Raw genomic sequence first — 19,102 nt, forward strand, 5'->3', positions numbered from 1 at the left:
TTACGGCCGGTTGCGGTTGAGGCGGTCTGAGCCGGCGTCGATCCCTGGGAGCTGAGCATGAAATTGCCCGACGTGCCCAGCAGCGAGTTCGGTCACGATTGCTTCGACTTCACTCCAGTTCGCGGCACGTAAGCCATCGATGTCGCGGTTGTATGGCTGTTCGAACGTGATCACCGTGTTGCCCGCCGAACGCAGTTGTTCGACGTTGTGCGGGGCGTCGTCGATGTACGCGCTCGCCTCAACCTGAGGCTTTTTGCCCAGAAAGCACAGGTCGCGATATGGAATGCGGTGCGTGTCGAGCCATGTGGCGGTGTCGGCAATTGCCTTTGCGTGGCCCCAGTGCACGTAGAGCCGATGCGTGATGATGCGAATCCACACTCCGGCGTCGCTGAGGCGCCAGAGCGCCTCGGCCGCGCCGGCGATCACCGGCATCGTGGCGAACATGTCATGTTCCATCACCGCAATGCGGTGGTAGTGCGCGTACTCGTCGGGCTTGAAGCCCCACTCGGCGAAATCCCACGACCGCTCGAGCGGCATCGTCTCAGGCTCCACGCCGCGCAACTCGGCCATGATCTCGCGGAAGCGCAACGTATGGTCCGCCACCACGCCATCGAGATCGACGCCGAGAATGAACTCTGGGAGTGGTGTGAGGTCGGCCATGCGTCAGACGCCCATGCGGCCTTCGTTCAGCAAGGCCTCGTGCTCGACGTCGAGCATCGCCTTTTTGCCGCTGACGATGCGGCGCCGCACCGCCCCCGACACCGTGTCGACGCAGATGGTGCCCAACACGACGATGATCAATCCCAGACCAGCGGTGCCGAAGTCCTTGAACTTCAGCGCCTCTGCAAGGTCGGATCCGATGCCGCCGGCACCGACGAGGCCGAGCACGGCCGATGCGCGAATGTTGACTTCGAAACGGTAGAGCAGGAACGACGTGATCTCTGGGGTGACCTGCGGGAGCACTCCCCACCGCAACCGCTGGAGCGGTGACGCGCCGACGGCGTCCGCTGCTTCGAGCGGGCCCTTGTTGATGCCTTCGATGATCTCGTAGAACAGCTTGCCGAGCGTGCCGATCGACCCCACGCCAATTGCCAGCACGCCAGCCATGGGTTTGAGACCGAAAATCGGAATGAATGCCAACGCCAAGATGATCTCGGGAATCGCACGCAGCAGGTTGAAGATCTGGCGGGTGATCCACGCCACTGGCTTGCCGACCAGATTCTCGGCTGCGAGGAACGACATAGGAACGGCGAAGAGCGCTGCGATGATCGTGCCGAGCCAGGCAATGGCGATCGACTCCCACATTGCGGCGACGAGCTCGGGGATGTCGCTCGCCTCCATATTGCTGAACATGACGCGGCACAGCGTCCACATGTCCCCAGGGGCTTCGAGCAGGCGCGACCACTTCGCATCGATACCCGTCGCCGACCACCACACGAGCGCGATGACGATCGCCGTGGAGACCCAGCGGAACGTCGCACGGGGCTTGTCCGGCAGCTCAACACCCTCTGGCGGTGTCGGCATCAAGCTGACGCGCAACTTCGACTCCGTCATCAGACGAGCCTCCGGCGCAGCGTGACCGAGATGCGTTCGACGACAAACACGACGAGGAAGAACATGACGACGAGGCCCCACAACTTCTCCCAGTCACCACGACCACGGAAGAACTCGATGCGCGCGCCGATGCCGCCCGCACCGACGAGGCCGAGCACGGCCGAGGCGCGCAAGTTGAGCTCGAAGTTGTAGAGCACGAAGGACGTGTATGACGGCAGGATCTGCGGCACGACCGCAGTGCGCAGCATCTGGTTCAGATTCGCGCCGGCCGCGTTGGCTGCCTCGATCGGCCCCATGTCGATGCCATCGAGGGTGTCAGAGGTGAGCTTGGTGGTCACGGCCAGCGAGAAGAAGAAGAGCGCCAGCAAGCCGCTGAGTGCGCCGATGCCGACGGCGGTGACGAACAGCAACGCCCAGAGCAGGTCGGGGATCGACCGGATGACGTTGTTGAAGCTGCGCACGATGAGTCGGAGCCAACGGTTGGGGTTGCCGAACGTTGTCGACCACAGCGCAAGTGGGAGTGCCGCTGTTGCGCCTGTTGCCGTGCCGAGCACGGCGAGCTGCAGCGTTTCGACGAACGCGGACCGCGAACGGCGCGACCAGATCTGGCCCCAATCGGGATTGAGGAGGCCTTCGACCACCGAGTTCTTCCGAGTGAAGTTGGTGACGATTTCGTTGAGGGAGAACCCGACGCTCCTGGCACAGACGATCGTGAGCACGATGGCACCGATGGCCGTGCCGACGGCGAACACCGATGGACCGGGCTTCGCCGGGAGTTCAGGCACCGCAGTCGGGCCCGTTTCGTTCACGATGGTCATCCGGGCTGATTCAGAGAGCGGCTTGCTTCGCCATCGTGTCGTCAGCGGTGAGACTGCGTCCGTAGATGCTCTCGAACACTGTCTCGTCGCACTCGCTCCCCGGTCCGTCAAAAACAAGTGCCCCGTCGCGCAGCCCGATGATTCGGTCGGCGTACGCCGTTGCGAGGTCAAGGAAGTGCAGGTTGACGATGGTGGTGATGCCGAGATCTCGGCTGATCTGTTGCAAATAGCGCATGACGACGTGGCTCGTGGGCGGGTCGAGCGAGGCGACCGGCTCGTCGGCGAGGAGGATCGAGGGTTCCTGAGCGAGGGCGCGCGCGATGCCGACGCGTTGACGTTGCCCGCCGGACAAGTCAGAGGCGCGCGTGTAGGTCTTTTCGATGATCTCGACACGTGCGAGTGCCCGGGCCGCGATGTCGATGTCGGCCTGCGGATACTTGCCGATCAATGTCCGCCAGGTCGACACCTTGTGGAGCCGACCCATCAGGACGTTCTTCAACACGGTGGTGCGGTCGACCAGGTTGAAACCTTGGAAGATCATGCCGATATCGGAGCGCAGCTCGCGCATTCCGGAACTGCTGAGGTCGTGGACCTCATGCCCGTTGACCTCCAGTTCGCCGCTTGTCAGCGGCACGAGGCCATTGATCGCGCGGATAAGCGTGGACTTGCCGGCCCCGGAGAGGCCAACGATGACGACGAACTCGCCGTCATCGATCTGGAGATCAAGGTCCTTCATTGCCGACACCCCGTTGGGGTAGGTGACGTTGGCGTTGCTGAAACGAATCATGGGTGGCAGGACCTGGATCGAGTGGAACGGACGGGAGGATCATGCCGGTGTGACATCTGGTGCCAGGCACCAGATGTCACACCGGCGAGCAGATCACTCGAGAACGTCGCCGAGCTTGACTTCGAGGTCACGGATGACGTCGAAATCTGCTGAGGTCACCGGCACGAGGCCGTCGATCTCGTAGAGCTCGTCGAGGACAGTCGCGCCGTCTTCGGTTGCGGCGATGTCGACGAACGCAGCGGTAATGGCTGCGACGAGGGACTCGGGGAGGTCACCGGCAACGGCGAAGCCGTCGTTCGGGATCGGGCCGGACCAACCGAACACGACGACCTTCTCGCCGACGTCAGGGCTCGTCTCTTCGATCTGGCCACGGGCGTCGTTGAACGAGACGCCGACTTCGGCATCACCGTCGTACACGGCCTGGACCGAACTGTCATGACCGCCGGCAAAGAGGCCGTTGATGCCGTCGATCGGATCGACGGCAGCTTCGTCCAGCTGGAGGGCCGGGATGGCGTAGCCAGAGGTTGAACCCTGGTCGACGAATGACACGGTCTTGCCTTCCAGCAGCGCCAGCTTGTCGGCGCCGATCGGGCCATCGGCTGCACTCTCGGCGTCGAGGACGCCATTGCAGAACAAGAAGCCGTCTTCGTCGGCCACCGGAGTGTCATCACAGTAGGTGTCGGGGTCGTTGGTGAACCACTGCGTCACGTACAGCAGCGAACCGAAACGCTCGGCCTGCAGGATCAGCTCGGCGCCGGCCTGCTCTTCGGCCTGCACCATCTGGCGCGGTCCGAGACCACCGGCAACCTGTGCCTGCCCAGACTCGAGGGCGACGATGACGCCGGAGTAATCCGTCGGCACGAGTGCTTCGACTTCGAGGCCGAGGCGCTCACCGAGCATGTCGGCGAGTGGCTGTGCGGTCTCGATGAGCCCGCCGGTCTCTTGGCTCGGCGTGAGCGTGAAGACGAGCTTGTCGGGCCAGCCTTCACGGTCGACGTCATCAGCAGGTGCTGCGGTATCGGCTGGCGCTGCGGTGTCAGCGGGTGCGTCGGTCTCCACCGGTGCTGCGGCGTCGGCCGGTGCGTCGGTCTGAGCGGGTGCTTCGGTCGATGGTGCGTCAGCAGCATCATCATCGCTGCCGCATGCAGCGAGTACCAGTGCGGCGCTTGCGGCGAGTGCGACGAAGGAACGCTTCGTCAGTGATCGGGTCATGTTCACATCTTTCTCTTGCAGTTGAGGGGCGGGACACCGTGGTGAGACGGAGCGAGGCGGATGTTGTCTCCCCCTGATCGCGACGGCCCGCCCAGGCACCGTCGTTGCAGGACAACTGCGAGGCTAGGTCAATCGGCGACACCAGTCGCGCGGCGAGGTGTCTGCTCGGTGACGATCGCATGAAACTCCGACCAATCGCGGACATCGACGGCGCCGGCAACCGGTTGGTTCCACGGGCGAACGAACCTGCAGACCAGTGCATCCGGGTGGTGTTCCACCAACTCGGGGAGGACACCAGGTGCATCGTCGAGGTACACGTCGCAGTCGACGAGATACTTCGTGAACGTGAGGTGCACCTCACGTGTGGGGATCTCGTTGTCAGCCAACCAGTGCATCGTTTCGTGGACAGCCCAGTCGGGTTTTGTCGAGACGATCACGACCCGGTGTCCCTCGGCGTCGAGCGCGCGGAGTGTGTCAAGTGCCCCAGGGAGCAGGTCCAAATGGCGAAAGATCGACGGTCGTTCGTCGTTGCCGCGAGCCCAGGCCCAGAAATCCTCCATGTCATCGAACCCGCCCAGCGTGTGTAGACCGTCCCACGACGTGACCAGGTCAGGGGTGAGGCGTCCGCCGAACTCGTTGTTGTGCAACTGCGTCCACCCGCCGTTGAAGTCGGCCACCACGCCGTCCAGATCGATGCCGAGTCGGAGTCTTGTTCGTGCCACGACCGCATGATGGCAGCTCTTCGCGAGAGTCCTGCAACGACGGTCGGTTTTGACTTTCGCCAGATCGGGCGGCGAGGCTGCTTGCTCATCGATCAACGTCATGCTGAAGGGGATCGCACATGAAGCAGCTCACCGGACTCGACGTCAGTTTCTTGCTGATGGAGACGCCGAACACTTACGGGCACGTCAACGGGCTGAGCATCTACGAGCGCCCGTCGGCGGATTTCGACCCGTTCACCGAGGTGCGAAACCGGTTGAGCATCATGGTCGGCCACCTCGAGCCGCTCCGCCGCAAGGTGGTCGAGGTGCCGTTTGAACTCGACCGTCCCTATTGGATCGAGGACGCGGACTTCGACATTGATTTCCACGTACGTCACATCGGCCTCGCCCCACCCGGCGCAGCCGACCAGCTCGCCGAGCAGGTCGCTCGTATCGTCGGCCGCAAAATGGATCGTTCGCGCCCACTGTGGGAGGCGTACGTCATCGAGGGCCTGGCCGATGGCCGCTGGGCGCTGCTGCAAAAGACGCACCACGCCACGATCGACGGCGCCTCCGGCGTGATCATGCTCAAAATGTTCACCGATGATTCGCCCGACGCGATCTACCCGCTCGAGCATCGCGAGTGGGTCGGTGAAGAGCCGCCGAGTCGCAGCGACATGCTGCAGACCGCCGCCAAGAACCTCGCAATCAACCCGATTCGACAGGTGCGACTGTCGTTGAATGTGGTGCGCGATTTCGCCGATGCTGCCGGCATCACCAGTGTCAGTGGGATCGCGACCCAAGCGCGTTCAACGCTCGGAGCGATCGCGCGCCGCTCGGACCCCACCAGCGACCGGTCCAACGAGCGGGTGTCGTTGCCACTGACGTCGGCACCGCCCACACCGTGGAACGCGTCAGTGACCCCGGACCGTCGTTTCGCGATGCGGTCGACATCACTCGAGAACCTCAAGCGACTCAAGGACGCAACCGGCGGCACGCTCAACGATGTCGTGATGGCCATTTGTACCGGTGCACTGCGCTCCTACCTCATCGAAAACGATGCACTGCCTGATGTGCCGCTCCGAGCAATGGTGCCCGTGTCGATTCGAACCGGCGACGAAGAAGACCCGTGGACCAACCGCGTCTCAGCCATCGTCGCTGACCTCCCGACGAACTGCGCGGGCCCGATCGAGCGAGTAGCGCTGTGCCGCGAAGCGATGAATGTCGGTAAGCACCAATTCGACCTGATGCCGGCCGAAGCGCTTGGCCAAGCCACCGACTACACCTCCCCGGTCGTCGCCGCGTCAGCAATCCGTCTCGTTTCGCGACTCAAGCTGGCCGACCGCGTGAACAGCCCCATCAACGTGGTGATCTCGAACGTCCCAGGGCCCCGGCAGCCGCTGTACTTCGCCGGAGCGAAGCTCGACGCCTACATCCCCGTGTCGACGATCACCGATGGGGTCGGCCTCAACATCACCGTGCATTCATACGCCGACCGGATGGACTTCGGACTCATCTCCGATCGAGAGCTGATACCTGATCTGTGGCATCTCGTCGATCTCCACATCGCCGAAGTGGAACGTCTCTTCGAGGCAACCGGCGCCGAGTGGGCCGTCCCGCAGCCCCCGCCACCAATGCGTCACGGTGGCGACGGCGTCGACCCGGTCGAGCCGAGCAGCGAAGAGATCAAAGAACGCGTCGCTGTCAAGCGGGCGGTCACCAAGCGGCGGTCAGTTTCGCCGAAGAAAGCTCCTGCCAAGAAAGCTGCGGCGAAGAAGAAGGCCGCGAAAAAGAAGTAACCACCGCAGTCATCACCCGAGACGGCGGTGAGCCGGCCGGTTCAGGTGTGGTTGAAGCCGGGTTCGGACTGCGCGTGCGGAGGCGGGTACTGCTGGAGGTGGTCGACGGCTTTGCCGATCGAGTCGAGCAGCATGTCAGCGAGGTCCATCCCGAACCCCTCGCGCACCACAATGCGCAGCACGGCGACGTCCTCGGCGTCAGCCGGCATCGTGTACGCGGGAACCTGCCAGCCGTTGGCCCGCAGCCGGTCAGAGACATCAAACACGGTGAATCCGGCCGACGCGTTCATCTTGAATGCAAGAACCGGGATCGCCGAACCGTCGCTGACGACGTCGAAGGGGCCGAGCTTTGCAATGGCCGAGGAGAGATGGAGCGCGGTGGCCCGGAGCGACTCCATGATTCGCCGATACCCGTCCCGTCCAAGCCGGACAAAGTTGTAGTACTGGCCAATGATCTGATTGCCGGGCCGTGAGAAGTTCAGCGTGAACGTCGGCATGTCACCACCGAGGTAGTTCACATGGAACACCAGCTCCTCAGGCAAGTCGTCGGCAGATCGCCAGACCACGAACCCGATGCCGGGGTAGGTGAGGCCGTACTTGTGGCCCGAGACATTGATCGACTTCACCTGAGGGAGACGAAAATCCCAGATGAGGTCGGGATCCAGAAATGGGGCGACGAACCCTCCGCTCGCTGCATCGACGTGGATCGGGATATCCGTTCCGTGCTCGGTGTTGTACGCAACCACGCGGTCGTGGATCTCGGCGACCGGTTCGTACTCGCCGGTGTAGGTCGTGCCGAGAATCGGGATCACACCGATCGTGTTCTCGTCGACGCGCTGCATGACGTCGTCAGGCGTCACCGTGAACCGGTCGGCAGTGACGGGAACGTAACGGGGCTCGACGTCCCAGTACCGGCAGAACTTCTCCCACACGACCTGAACGTTCGATCCCATCACCATGTTTGGCCGACTGAGAGAGAGACCCGCCGCCTCCCGGCGTTGACGCCACTTCCATTTCATGGCCAGTCCGCCGAGCATCACCGCTTCGCTCGACCCGATTGTGGAGACTCCGATGGCATCGCCTTTATTCGGCGCGTGGAACAGGTCCGCAACAATGTTCACGCAACGCCGCTCGATCTCCGCCGTCTGCGGATACTCGTCTTTGTCGATCATGTTCTTGTCGAACGTCTCGGCCATCAACTGCTCGGCCTCGGGCTCCATCCACGTCGTCACGAACGTCGCCATGTTCAGACGCGAACTTCCGTCGAGCAGGAGTTCGTCGTGGATCATCCGGTACACGGATCCCGCCAGCGATTCGTTCTCTGGCATCCGATTCTTGGGAATCGGTGCGTGCGCGAATCGGCCGGCGTATGCGGGATCGAGCATTTCGTCGTTCGAGATGTGTCGGTGGACCAACGGTGGCTCCTTCGGATGGGCGAACGGAATCGTTCGGCGCAGGATGCAACCGTAGATGCTCGCTCAGGACTGTGCCCCGTCGATGCCCGCGACCGTCCGCGCGATGAGTTCGGTAGGACGTCCGACTCTGTCGGCGCTTTTCGGGGAACAGCCAGAATGGGGCCATGGACGCCCATCGCCCCCACGAGACCGAGGAACGGAACCTGCGGGCGACCGACCGCCTGGTGTCGACGATTCGCGACTCGATCATCGGTGGCGATGAGATCATCGACGGCCCGTTCGGACCCCGCCCAGTGGTGTACGCCGACTACACCGCGTCAGGTCGCTCGCTGCGCTTCATCGAGGACTACCTCCGAGACATCGTGCTCCCGCTGTATGCGAACACGCACACGGAGGCTTCCGGGACGGGACTCCAGACGACGCGCTTCCGTGAAGAGGCACGCTCGATCATCGCATCGTGTGTCGGCGCAACCGACGAACACGCCGTGCTCTTCTGTGGAAGCGGAGCGACCGGTGCCATCGACAAGTTGATCGGCGTTCTCGGGTTGCGGATCCCATCAGTACTCGACGACCGCTGGAACCTGTCCGCTCAGATCCCTGAGGACGATCGCCCGGTCGTATTCATTGGGCCGTATGAACACCATTCAAACGAGCTGCCATGGCGGGAATCCATTGCCGACGTGATCATCATCGACGAGGACGCCGACGGCCACATCAGCCTCGACCACCTCGAGCAAGAGCCGACCCGTCATGCCCGACGGCCGGTGAAGATCGGATCGTTTTCAGCAGCGTCGAACGTCACCGGCATCGTCACGGATGCCGACGCTGTGTCGTCGATGCTGCACCGCCACGGAGCCCTTGCGTTCTGGGACTTCGCGGCAGCAGCACCATATGTCGGGATCGAGATGGGCAGTGCCGCCGCCATTGAGCACGACGCCAATGGGTCACTCGCGTACAAGGACGCCGTGTTCATTTCTCCCCACAAAATGATCGGCGGACCTGGAACACCAGGGGTGTTGGTGGCCCGTCGAACGCTCTTTGCGAATCGGGTGCCGGACGTCCCCGGCGGCGGCTCGGTCACCTATGTGAACACCAATGAACACGACTACCACCCGGGGGTTGAACACCGCGAAGAGGCAGGCACGCCCGCCATCGTCGAATCGATTCGTGCCGGGCTGGTGTTCCAGCTGAAGCAAGCCGTGGGGGTTGGCGCAATCGGACGGCGCGAACATGACTTTGTCAGCCGGGCGATCGATTCGTGGGACGCTGACTCGAACGTCCTGGTGCTCGGCAACCACCAGGCGGAACGACTGTCGATTGTGTCCTTCGTCGTCCGCTCCGGAAGCGACGGCAAGTACCTCCATCACAACTTCGTGGTCGCACTGCTCAACGACCTGTTTGGCATCCAGTCGCGCGGCGGCTGCTCGTGCGCGGGGCCATACGGTCACCGGCTGCTCGGCATCGACATCGATCGCTCGCACGCATTTCAACGCGAGATCAATCGTGGCTGCGAGGGGATCAAACCCGGCTGGGTGCGTGTGAACTTCAACTACTTCATCGACGAAGAGACGTTCCGGTACATCGTCGACGCCGTCCACATCGTCGCCGAACACGGCGCGGCCTTGATGCCGGAGTATCGCTTCGAGCCAGACACCGGTCTCTGGCATCACCGCGCTGCGCGGACGGACCCGGCGATGTCACTGTTTGGCGTCTCGTATGCAGACGGCCAGATGCGTTACGAGAACCGACGGACGCGTGGGCCCAGCAACCTCTCCGCTCATCTGCGCACGGCACGTGCCCACTGCGTCGCCGCAGCGAACGATCCGGTGGGGGACTGGACCGCACCGCAAACCACCGATGACTTCGAGCAGCTGCGCTGGTTTCCGTATCCCAACTCCGTCTCGCGGTCAGGGCGTGCCCACCGCGTCGCGGGCTGACCGTTATGACATCTTCCACTCGGGTCGCGGGGTCCAGACCTGACGCGACGGGTCGGTGCGCATCTCGACCACGCGCAGATCGCCCGTGAACTCATAGACCCCCTGATAGCGGTCAAAGGCAACCGGGGTGCCCCAGCTCTTGCCGACAGCGAAGCCTTCCTGCACCATCGAGTACCCCATTGGGGTGATCCGCATCCGCTCGTTCACGCCGACCTCGACACCGTCCACCGTCATCGTCGCACGGCCCCATCCCTGTTCAATCGGCTCGTAGACGACGGCGAGTTCGATCTCGCGCCCGGTCGGAAGTGGTTCAGCGCTGACCACCTCGGTCATCTCGATCTTGAGCACGTTGTGGATGTAGTGCGCTCGGCCATCCTGCACGAACAACACCCAGCCCGCGAGTTCGCCACCCTGGGACACGAGCACTCCTTCATCGCCCGACTGCGCGGTGAGGCGCGCAGTGATCGTGTGCGGCGTGTTGAGGATGACGGGGAGTGACGGATTCGGGATTGGAGTGGTCCCGCGGTAGTAGCGGTACACCTCGCGATCTTCGCTCGCCGCCGGACGAGTGGGATCGATGAACCGTTCGCGGCCGCGATCGTCAAGTGGCAGCACGTTGTGCTCGCGGGCCTCTTCCCACCACAACTCGATCAACTCAGCGAGCTTCTCGGGATGTTTGGCGGCGAGGTCATGAGCCTGGCTGTAGTCCGCGTCCTGGTGATACAGCTCCCACGGGTCGTCGGCCCAGTCCGTTCCGGGCTTGTGCCAGGTCACCGCCGTCCAACCTTCGTGCCAGATCGCGCGGCTCCCCAGCATCTCGTAGTACTGGGTGGCCTTCACGTTCGGCGCGTCGCCGTTCGTGATGGTGGCCGCGAAGCTGTCCCCTTCGAGCGGCTGCTGGTCGACACCGTTGACTCGCCCCGGCACAGGAAGCCCGGCCAGATCGAGCAGTGTCGGAAAGAGGTCGGTGATGTGGTGGTACTGGCTACGAATCGACCCACGATCCTCCGGGGCAATCTGCGCGGGCCAGTGAATGATCATCGGGTCGGTGTTGCCGCCACGATGGGTGTCGCGCTTCCACCGTTGGAAGGGGGCGTTGCCTGCTTGGCTCCACCCAATCGGGTAGTGCGGGTCGGTGTGGCGGCTGCCCATGTGGTCGATGTCGTCGACCATTTCGTCGACCTCCATGAACATGAGGTTCCGGAACCGCTCGGTGTTCGTCGTGCCGTGCTGGCCGCCCTCCGATGACGCGCCGTTATCGCTGAGAAAGATCACCGCAGTGTCGTCGAACACACCGAGCTCGCGCAGCGCATCCATCAGCCGACCGATCTGTGCGTCGGTGTGATCGACGAAACCGCAGAACGTCTCCTGGAGGCGCGCATAGAGCCGTTGCGCCTCGGGGTCGAGGGATTCCCACGCCGAGACAGCACGATTGCGCGGTGGGAGATCGGTGCCCTCCGGAATAATGCCCATCTCAAGCTGCCGTTCGTAGGTGGCCTGGCGGTGGACGTCCCAGCCGTCATCGAATCGTCCGGCGTAGTGGTCGATGTATTCGGGCGGCGCGTGGAACGGACAGTGGGGTGCGCCGAAAGGGAGATACAGGAAGAACGGACGCCCGGACGCGACCTGCTGTTGGTCGCGCAGCATCTTGATGGACGCGTTGACGATGTCTTCGCTGACGTGGTAATCGTTCGTTGACCCGTCCGGGTTTCGACGGCCATGTGTCGGCGTCTCGATCCGATGGTTGTCGACGGTCATCATCGGATGCCATTGGTCGACTTCGCCAGGAAGGAATCCATAGAACCGCTCGAAACCGAGCCCGAGCGGCCAACGATCGAACGGGCCGGCAGCGGTCTGCTCGCTCGTCGGTGTCAGGTGCCATTTGCCGGCGCAGTAGGTGGCGTAGCCCGTCTGGCGCAGCACCTCGGCGATCGACGCCGCCGATTTCGGCAGGAACGAGTTGGCGCCGGGGAAGCCGCTGGCCATCTCGGCAATCGTCGCGAAACCAACCGAGTGGTGGTTGCGGCCCGTGAGCAGTGCCGCGCGGCTCGGTGAGCACAACGCAGTCGTGTGGAAGTTGTTGTACCGCAGACCGTTGGCGGCGAGCTCAGAGAGGTGCGGGGCCTCGATTGGTCCGCCAAAACTCGACAGCTGACCGAAGCCAAGGTCATCGACCATGATCAACACGATGTTCGGTGCACCTGCCGGTGGCCGGACCGGTGGCGGCCAATCCGGTGTCGATTCCGCGTAGGTGTTGGCGACCACGCCACCAAACGGAACCGGATCGGGTGGAAGGTGATCCATCGGAAGGCCTGGTGTATGACTCATCGTCCTAGCGTGACAGCTACTACGGTCACACGCCATGGTCCAACGGACCGCAATCTGGGGGGACAGATGAGCGAAAAGACTGCAATCGCGGCGCCACCATCATGGATGTCCGTACTGGAAGTCCGAGCGTTCAACGAACGCGCCCTGATGACGGCGGCACTACCGCTGCTGCGCCGGCTGCCCAAGGGCGACGGTCATCACGTGATCGTCTTTCCGGGATTTACCGCCGGCGACGGGTCGACGCGACCTCTGCGCCATCTCTTGCGTGACCTCGGATATCACGCCCACGGATGGCGCCTCGGCCAGAACCTGGGCCCGACCCACGAGATCCTCGGTGGCCTTGGCGACCTCCTCGAGCGAGTACACCGCCAAGCGGGCGCTCCGATCACACTCATTGGCTGGAGCCTCGGTGGTATCTATGCGCGCGAGTTGGCCCGCGCCGCGCCGCATGCCGTTCGCCAAGTGATCACCTTGGGCTCGCCGATCCAAATGGTTGAGAACGACTCGTCGGGTGCTGAGCAGATTTGGAAACGGCTTCGTCCGCTGCACTCGCCGACCTTCACGCGCGATGTTCGAGCAGCGTTCCGCCCCCACCTTGAAGTCCCCGCCACGTCGGTCTACTCGCGGACCGACGGCGTCGTGAACTGGCAATCGTCGTTGGTTCGCAAGACCGCGACCACCGAGAACATCCGGGTCGTCGGGAGCCACATCGGGCTCGGGTTCAACACCTCGGTGATCTACGCGGTCGCTGACCGACTTGCCCAGCCCGCAGGGTCGTGGCGGTCCTTCAGGGCTCCGCTGCTGCTGCGTGGCGCCTACCCGCCGGCAGACAATCTTGACCCGACGCGGCTACCGGGAAGCGCTGCCTGATGGCGCGCATCGAGCCGCTTCCGCGCGACGAGTTGGCCGCACATGAGGCCGGTTTCGCGATGGTCGAGCAGATGATGGGGTTCGTCCCCAATTCAATGTTCACGATGGCCCGCGTGCCCGGCCTGCTCCCAGCGTTCCAAGGGCTCGGCGCGGCAGTGCTCGGCAATGGCCTCATCTCCCGCGAACTCGGTCAGATGGTCGCCCACGTTGCGAGCACAGCTGCCGGTTGTCAGTACTGCCAGGCGCATACGGGTCACACCGCAGAACGCAATGGCGTCGACGGCGAGAAGCTTGCGGTGATCTGGGAGTACGAAACCAGCAGCCTGTTCACTGAGGCCGAGCGGGCTGCCCTGCGGATTGCCCAGGGCAGCGGCAGTGTGCCGAACGGGGCAACCGACGAGATGTTTGCCGCTGCTCGCGAGCACTACACCGACGATCAGCTCGCCGCGATCGTGGCAGTTGCTTCGTTTTTCGGGTACCTCAACCGGTGGAACGACACCATCGCGACCACGCTTGAGGAAAGCCCGACAAACTTCGGCAACTCCGTGCTCGCCGATCGTGGCTGGACACCTGGCAACCACGCCTGACGATCTGATCCTTCGATCCGCGAGGCTTGACTGGTGACCGTTACCGTCTTCACCGCTCGCACCATCGTCACGATGGACTCGACGCAACCGAGCGCCGAGGCAGTGGCCGTCGAAGATGGCCGCATCGTCGCGGTGGGGAGTCGTGTCGACGTTGAGGCCGCAGTCGGCGATCACCCCCATGTCATCGACGACACATTCGCCGATCGAGTGGTACTGCCGGGGCTGATCGACCAGCACCTCCATCCGATCCTCGGGGCGACGACGTTGGCCACGGAGGTGATCGCGACCGAAGACTGGGTGCTGCCCGATCGCACCTACCCGGCGGCGAACACCCACGAGGAGTACGTGGACGCGTTACGCAGCGCCGACCAGCGCACCCGAGCCGACGGCGCAGGCGACGACGACTGGCTGTTCTCGTGGGGCTATCACCAGCTCTGGCACGGCGACCTCAGTCGGCAGGTCCTCGACTCGGTGAGCGCCACTCGTCCCATCGGTGTGTGGCAACGCTCGTGCCACGAGTTCTACCTCAACACCGCTGGCCTCCAGTCGCTCGGCATTCTGGACGACGGCTGGGGCGACGGTATCGACCCCGAGGTCCTCGCGACCGCGGACGTCGAGTCAGGCCACTTCTGGGAGCGCGGCTTCTTCAACCTGTTGTTCCGCCAACTCACCCCGATGCTGTTCAGCCCCGAACGGCTGATCCACGGCCTGCATCAGATGGTCCGCTACCTCCACCAGAACGGGGTGACGGCATTCAACGAGCCCGGCGCAATTCTTGTGCCCGGAGCGTGGGAGCTGTACCAAGAGATTCTCGGAGCTGACGACACTCCGTTCTTCAGCTACTTCCTCACCGACGGTCGTGGCCCCGCCGAGCAGCAGATGGCTCACGACACCACGCTCGCTCGAGCTGAGCGCGAGTACGCCATGGCCCCCGACGGCCCGGACCACACTGACCGGCTCGCATTCTTCCCGAAGCAGGTCAAGCTGTTTGCTGACGGTGCGATCATCAGCCAGCTGATGCAGATGCGTGATCCCTACCTCGATCGCGACGGCAATGCGAATCCCGATCACCACGGCGAGTGGATCATGCCGCCAGACATGTTCGAGGAACGCTCGAAGCTGTACTGGGACGCCGGATTCCAGATCCACGTCCACGTCAATGGCGACCTTGGCCTCGACATGGTGCTCGACATGGTCGAACGGCGGCTGGCCGAAACGCCGCGCGACGACCACCGGACGGTCATCGTGCACTTCGCCAACTCAACTGAAGAACAGGTCGATCGCATCGCTGCGCTCGGGTGCATCGTCAGTTCGAACCCGTACTACCCCGTCGGATTCGCTGACAAGTTCGGCGAGGTCGGCCTCGGCCCTCAGCGTGCCGACCTGATGACGCGCAATCGGTCGGTGTTGGAGCGCGGTGTGCCGCTGTCCTTTCACTCCGACCTGCCGATGGGTCGCAGCGATCCGATCGGCATGATGTCGTGTGCGGTCAACCGCGTCACGCAGTCCGGTCGCGTCGCTGCACCCGAGCAACGGCTGTCCATTGAGCAGGCGTTGCGAGCCGTCACGATCGATGCCGCGCACTCGTGGCGCAAGGAGGATGACCTGGGCTCGATCAAAGTCGGCAAGATCGCCAACTTCACCGTCGTCGACGAAAACCCGCTTGATGCTGCACCGATCCGACTCGACGAGATCGAGGTGATCGGCACCGTGTTCCGTGGCGAGTGGTTCGCCGTCCCCGACGACGTCCGCGAGCGAGCTGCTGCGGCTGCATCGCGTGGTCCCGGTGCGCTGCAGCTCATCGCCGGCTCCGGCGCGCACGACGATCACGGTGGTGCCGGTTGCATCTGCGACGTCGCCCGCGCCGTGCTGCGCTCCATCGCCTAACCCGGTCGCGATGACGTTGACCCGCGCTGGCGGGGGTCAACGTCATCGCGACCCGGGCGGGTGCGGGCTCAGTGGAAGCTGGGTGAGAGTCGACCGATACGTTCGGGCGATGGACTTTGACATTCCGGCTTCGACGCAGCAGTTCCTCGGAGAGCTTGACCAGTTCATCATCGATGTGATCAAGCCGATGGAGGGCGAAGACGACAACATCCGGTTCTTCGATCATCGACGCGAGGACAGTCGTACCGACTGGGATCGCGACGGTCTCCCCAACGCCGAGTGGGAAGGCCTCCTGCGACGGATGCGAGTCGCGGCAGACCAGGCTGGCTACTACCGACACCAGCTGCCCGAACGATTCGGCGGCAAGGATGCTGGCAGTCTCGAAATGGCGATCGTTCGTGAGCACCTCGCGCGCAAGGGCCTTGGGCTGCACAATGACCTCCAGAACGAGAGCTCGATCGTCGGCAACCTCGTCACCGTCTTGATGATGGAGAAGTACGGATCACCTGCGCAGCAGGCGGAGTGGATCCCCAAGATGCTCGGGGGCACGGCCCGCATCGGATTCGGGTTGACCGAACCACTGCATGGTTCGGACGCTACGTGGATGGAGACCACGGCGACCCGCGACGGCGACGAGTGGGTGATTAGCGGTGAGAAGTATTGGAACACCGGGCTGCACCACGCAACGCACGACTACATCTTCGCCCGGACCTCCGGCAACCCCGGCGACGGTCGCGGCATCACCTGCTTCATCGTGCCGACCGATTCACCCGGTTTCAAGATTGAAGAGTTCATGTGGACGTTCAACATGCCGACCGACCATGCGCACGTGAAGCTCAACGAAGTGCGGGTCCACAACGACACGATCCTCGGCGACGAGGGCCTCGGGCTGATGACTGCTCAACTGTTCGTGCACGAAAACCGGATTCGCCAAGCGGCCTCGTCGCTCGGCGCTGGACTGCACTGCATCGACACAGCGGTCGCCTACGCCAACCAACGCACCGTGTTCGGCAAAACGCTGTCGACCAACCAGGCCATCCAGTTTCCGCTCGCTGAACTCGCGACCGAAGCCGAAATGCTCCGCGCGCTGATCTGGAAGACGGCGTGGCAACTCGACAGCGGCGTCGACCATATGGAGATCACCGACAAGGTAGCCATGTGTAATTACCGCGCCAACCGATTCGCCTGCGATGCGGCAGACCAAGCCATGCAGACCTGTGGCGGCATGGGGTACAACCGGGCCATGCCCTTCGAACACATCTACCGGCACCACCGTCGCTACCGGATCACCGAAGGGTCCGACGAGATCCAGATCCGCAAAGTCGCTGGCAAGTTGTTCGGCATCACCGGCCGCGCCAAGGGATAGTCCGGGCTCTCCACTCGTTCTGATTACCTGGCGAGGCCGCAACGGCCCGACGCGTTGGTTGAGGGGCAGCCCTTAGGGCAGCGCGAGGATGGTGACGGCGCCGGTGTCGCCGTCGACTCGGATGGTCGCACCATCGGGGATGCGTTTGGTGGCGTCGGTTGCCGACACCACGCACGGGATGCCCAGTTCGCGGCTCACGATGATGGCGTGACTCAACGGTGCGCCCACGTCGACGACCACTCCGCCGGCTGGCACGAACAGAGGAGTCCACGACGGATCCGTGATCGGGGCAACGAGGATGTCGCCCGGATCAAGTGCGGTTGGATCGTGTGAGTCGGTGACGACGCGGGCGATGCCCTCGTACTGACCGGGACAGCCGGGGACGCCCTGGATGATTTCGCCCCCGACGACCGGAACAATTTCAACAGCGTCGCGACGTGGGTACGTGGCCATGTCGGGACGGCCGCCGTGGAACAGGAAGGGTTCCTGGAGCGCTGCAACCTCGTCCAGCAACGCCTCGCGATCGGCGAGTTGGTCGGTGTAGGTGCCCGGGTTCGCCACCTCGTTCTTGAGCTCGGGCCGGGTCAACAAGCCGAAGTCGTCGTGCTTGTGGAACGTTCCCGCCTGCACGCGACGATGGCCGATCTCATGCAAGGCGACACGCAGTTCGTGAACGAGCTTGATGTTGTTCGTTTTGGTCCGCTCTCGACCGGGCATGAACACGGTTGCGGAGTTGAGCGCTGCAACGAACTGTCCGTGGGTTTCCGGATCGCCCTCGACCATCGCGGCGATCTCGGCGCCGAGTGACTCGCGTTCGGCGCGCCGGTCGTCGTTGTGGAGTTGCGGCGCAGCAGATGCGTCCGACAAGCGCATCCGATCGATGGCCGCGAGTGCAAGATCCGGCTCGGTCTCCCAGGTGGGAGAGCGCGCCTCCCATTCGTTCGGACCGCGGCAGCCGTACGAGAACAAGAACGAATCGAACGCAGCGACGAACCCGAGCGCAGCCTCGCTGTCGCTCGCCCGCAGACGGGCGTTGAGGCCGGTGTAACCAGCGTCGAACATCGCCATCAGTTCGTTCGACTCCACGACGAGGCGGCCGAGACTCCACATCTGCATCGACGGTGCGGCAGATTCGACGTCACCGAGCCCCGCGAGCAGCTTCAACGTGGCCTCGGGCTTGCCGACTGCAGTGCAGACAGCCGTGATGATGCCAATCGGCAACGTTGCAAGGAATGAGATGAAGATGTGCTCGGTGAAGAGCTTCTCGAAGTGCTCGTCGGCGAGAGAGAGTGTGTAGTCGAGCAACTCCTGATCGCTCATCGATGCGAGGTCGGGCCGGTTTGCCCGCAGTTCGTTCATCTCGCGCTCGTGGCCGAGTACGTCCGGCAGGCTTGGCGTGGTCAGGACCCAGCCGAACGTCTCGCCGATCCTTTCGGTGAGGTCAGGGCGGTCGAAGCCCTCCTTGACAACGAACTCGGGAACACCGGGGGCATCACCGAAGAACGAAGCGTCGATGTCCTCCGCCGTCATCCCCGGTGCGCGGTGCCCGAGCATCCGCAGGGCGGTCGCATTGAGGTAGCCGTACCCGCCGGTCACGCCAAGGAAAACGCATTGGTCGTCGGGGAGTTCGTCGGGGGTCATCACGCCGATGCGGTAGTAGGCGTTTCGGAAACCCATCTCGGAACCTCCCAGACCGTTCTCGTTCTGGAAGTACGAGAACGAGAAGGGCGCAACCGGGTCGGGAAAGACTTCGCCGATGTTCGCTCTCGTGTAAAAATCGAATTCTTCGCTGAGATCGGTCTCAACCAGCCACTTATCGACCATGTTCGCCCCTTGTCTGT

The 19,102-nt window shown here is 63.5% G+C and carries 15 protein-coding genes; 6 read left to right on the plus strand and 9 right to left on the minus strand.

Annotation, left to right across the window (positions count from 1 at the left end; all coding sequences use genetic code 11):
• The 6 genes from ACH2DW_RS06230 to ACH2DW_RS06255 all read right to left on the minus strand — a co-directional run bounded on the left by ACH2DW_RS06230 (position 1) and on the right by ACH2DW_RS06255 (position 5,093).
• Complete coding sequence (locus ACH2DW_RS06230; RefSeq protein WP_394928859.1) at positions 1-660, minus strand: hypothetical protein; 660 nt, start codon at positions 658-660, stop codon at positions 1-3.
• A gap of 3 nt (positions 661-663) precedes the next feature.
• Positions 664-1,554: a phosphonate ABC transporter, permease protein PhnE gene (gene phnE / locus ACH2DW_RS06235; RefSeq protein WP_394928860.1), complete on the minus strand. Its 891-nt coding sequence runs from the start codon at positions 1,552-1,554 to the stop codon at positions 664-666.
• Positions 1,554-2,372, minus strand: coding sequence for a phosphonate ABC transporter, permease protein PhnE (gene phnE, locus ACH2DW_RS06240; protein WP_394928861.1), 819 nt, complete (start codon positions 2,370-2,372; stop codon positions 1,554-1,556). Before phnE (ACH2DW_RS06240) ends, phnE (ACH2DW_RS06235) begins: the two co-directional genes overlap by 1 nt.
• A gap of 10 nt (positions 2,373-2,382) precedes the next feature.
• Positions 2,383-3,159 (minus strand): phosphonate ABC transporter ATP-binding protein, encoded by a 777-nt coding sequence (gene phnC / locus ACH2DW_RS06245; protein ID WP_394928862.1) that lies wholly within the window; start codon positions 3,157-3,159, stop codon positions 2,383-2,385.
• Positions 3,160-3,252: 93 nt separating this feature from the next.
• The gene (locus ACH2DW_RS06250) at positions 3,253-4,371 is read right to left on the minus strand and encodes a phosphate/phosphite/phosphonate ABC transporter substrate-binding protein (protein ID WP_394928863.1); all 1,119 of its coding nucleotides are present in this window, start codon (positions 4,369-4,371) and stop codon (positions 3,253-3,255) included.
• A 128-nt stretch (positions 4,372-4,499) separates the two neighbouring features.
• A complete protein-coding gene (locus tag ACH2DW_RS06255) occupies positions 4,500-5,093 on the minus strand; it encodes a hypothetical protein (protein ID WP_394928864.1) in 594 nt (197 codons plus the stop codon).
• Positions 5,094-5,212: 119 nt separating this feature from the next.
• Between ACH2DW_RS06255 and ACH2DW_RS06260 the strand changes: the two genes are divergently transcribed.
• A complete protein-coding gene (locus tag ACH2DW_RS06260; protein ID WP_394928865.1) occupies positions 5,213-6,871 on the plus strand; it encodes a wax ester/triacylglycerol synthase family O-acyltransferase in 1,659 nt (552 codons plus the stop codon).
• Positions 6,872-6,912: 41 nt separating this feature from the next.
• Here the strand turns inward: ACH2DW_RS06260 and ACH2DW_RS06265 are convergent, their stop codons facing one another.
• A complete protein-coding gene (locus tag ACH2DW_RS06265) occupies positions 6,913-8,286 on the minus strand; it encodes a glutamate decarboxylase (RefSeq protein ID WP_394928866.1) in 1,374 nt (457 codons plus the stop codon).
• A 164-nt stretch (positions 8,287-8,450) separates the two neighbouring features.
• Here ACH2DW_RS06265 and ACH2DW_RS06270 point away from each other — a divergent pair, with 164 nt between their 5' ends.
• A complete protein-coding gene (locus ACH2DW_RS06270; RefSeq protein ID WP_394928867.1) occupies positions 8,451-10,223 on the plus strand; it encodes an aminotransferase class V-fold PLP-dependent enzyme in 1,773 nt (590 codons plus the stop codon).
• A gap of 3 nt (positions 10,224-10,226) precedes the next feature.
• On the opposite strand, the gene ACH2DW_RS06275 is transcribed toward ACH2DW_RS06270, so the two are convergent.
• A complete protein-coding gene (locus ACH2DW_RS06275) occupies positions 10,227-12,551 on the minus strand; it encodes an arylsulfatase (RefSeq protein WP_394928868.1) in 2,325 nt (774 codons plus the stop codon).
• A gap of 66 nt (positions 12,552-12,617) precedes the next feature.
• Between ACH2DW_RS06275 and ACH2DW_RS06280 the strand changes: the two genes are divergently transcribed.
• From ACH2DW_RS06280 to ACH2DW_RS06295, 4 genes are all read left to right on the plus strand, one after another.
• Complete coding sequence (locus tag ACH2DW_RS06280; protein WP_394928869.1) at positions 12,618-13,421, plus strand: esterase/lipase family protein; 804 nt, start codon at positions 12,618-12,620, stop codon at positions 13,419-13,421.
• Entirely contained in the window at positions 13,421-14,008 is a 588-nt protein-coding gene (locus ACH2DW_RS06285) for a carboxymuconolactone decarboxylase family protein (RefSeq protein WP_394928870.1), read from the plus strand. Before ACH2DW_RS06280 ends, ACH2DW_RS06285 begins: the two co-directional genes overlap by 1 nt.
• 33 nt (positions 14,009-14,041) lie before the next feature.
• Positions 14,042-15,895, plus strand: coding sequence for an amidohydrolase (locus ACH2DW_RS06290; RefSeq protein WP_394928871.1), 1,854 nt, complete (start codon positions 14,042-14,044; stop codon positions 15,893-15,895).
• A 109-nt stretch (positions 15,896-16,004) separates the two neighbouring features.
• Positions 16,005-17,261 (plus strand): acyl-CoA dehydrogenase family protein, encoded by a 1,257-nt coding sequence (locus ACH2DW_RS06295; RefSeq protein WP_394928872.1) that lies wholly within the window; start codon positions 16,005-16,007, stop codon positions 17,259-17,261.
• Between the two features lie 72 nt (positions 17,262-17,333).
• Here ACH2DW_RS06295 and ACH2DW_RS06300 read toward each other — a convergent pair whose 3' ends face one another.
• Positions 17,334-19,085, minus strand: a complete 1,752-nt coding sequence (locus tag ACH2DW_RS06300; RefSeq protein WP_394928873.1) for a PEP-utilizing enzyme — start codon at positions 19,083-19,085, stop codon at positions 17,334-17,336.
• Positions 19,086-19,102: the final 17 nt, after the last annotated feature.

Origin of the sequence: uncultured Ilumatobacter sp. (assembly GCF_963980585.1) — a bacterium.
In the GTDB taxonomy this organism is placed as follows: domain Bacteria; phylum Actinomycetota; class Acidimicrobiia; order Acidimicrobiales; family Ilumatobacteraceae; genus Ilumatobacter_A.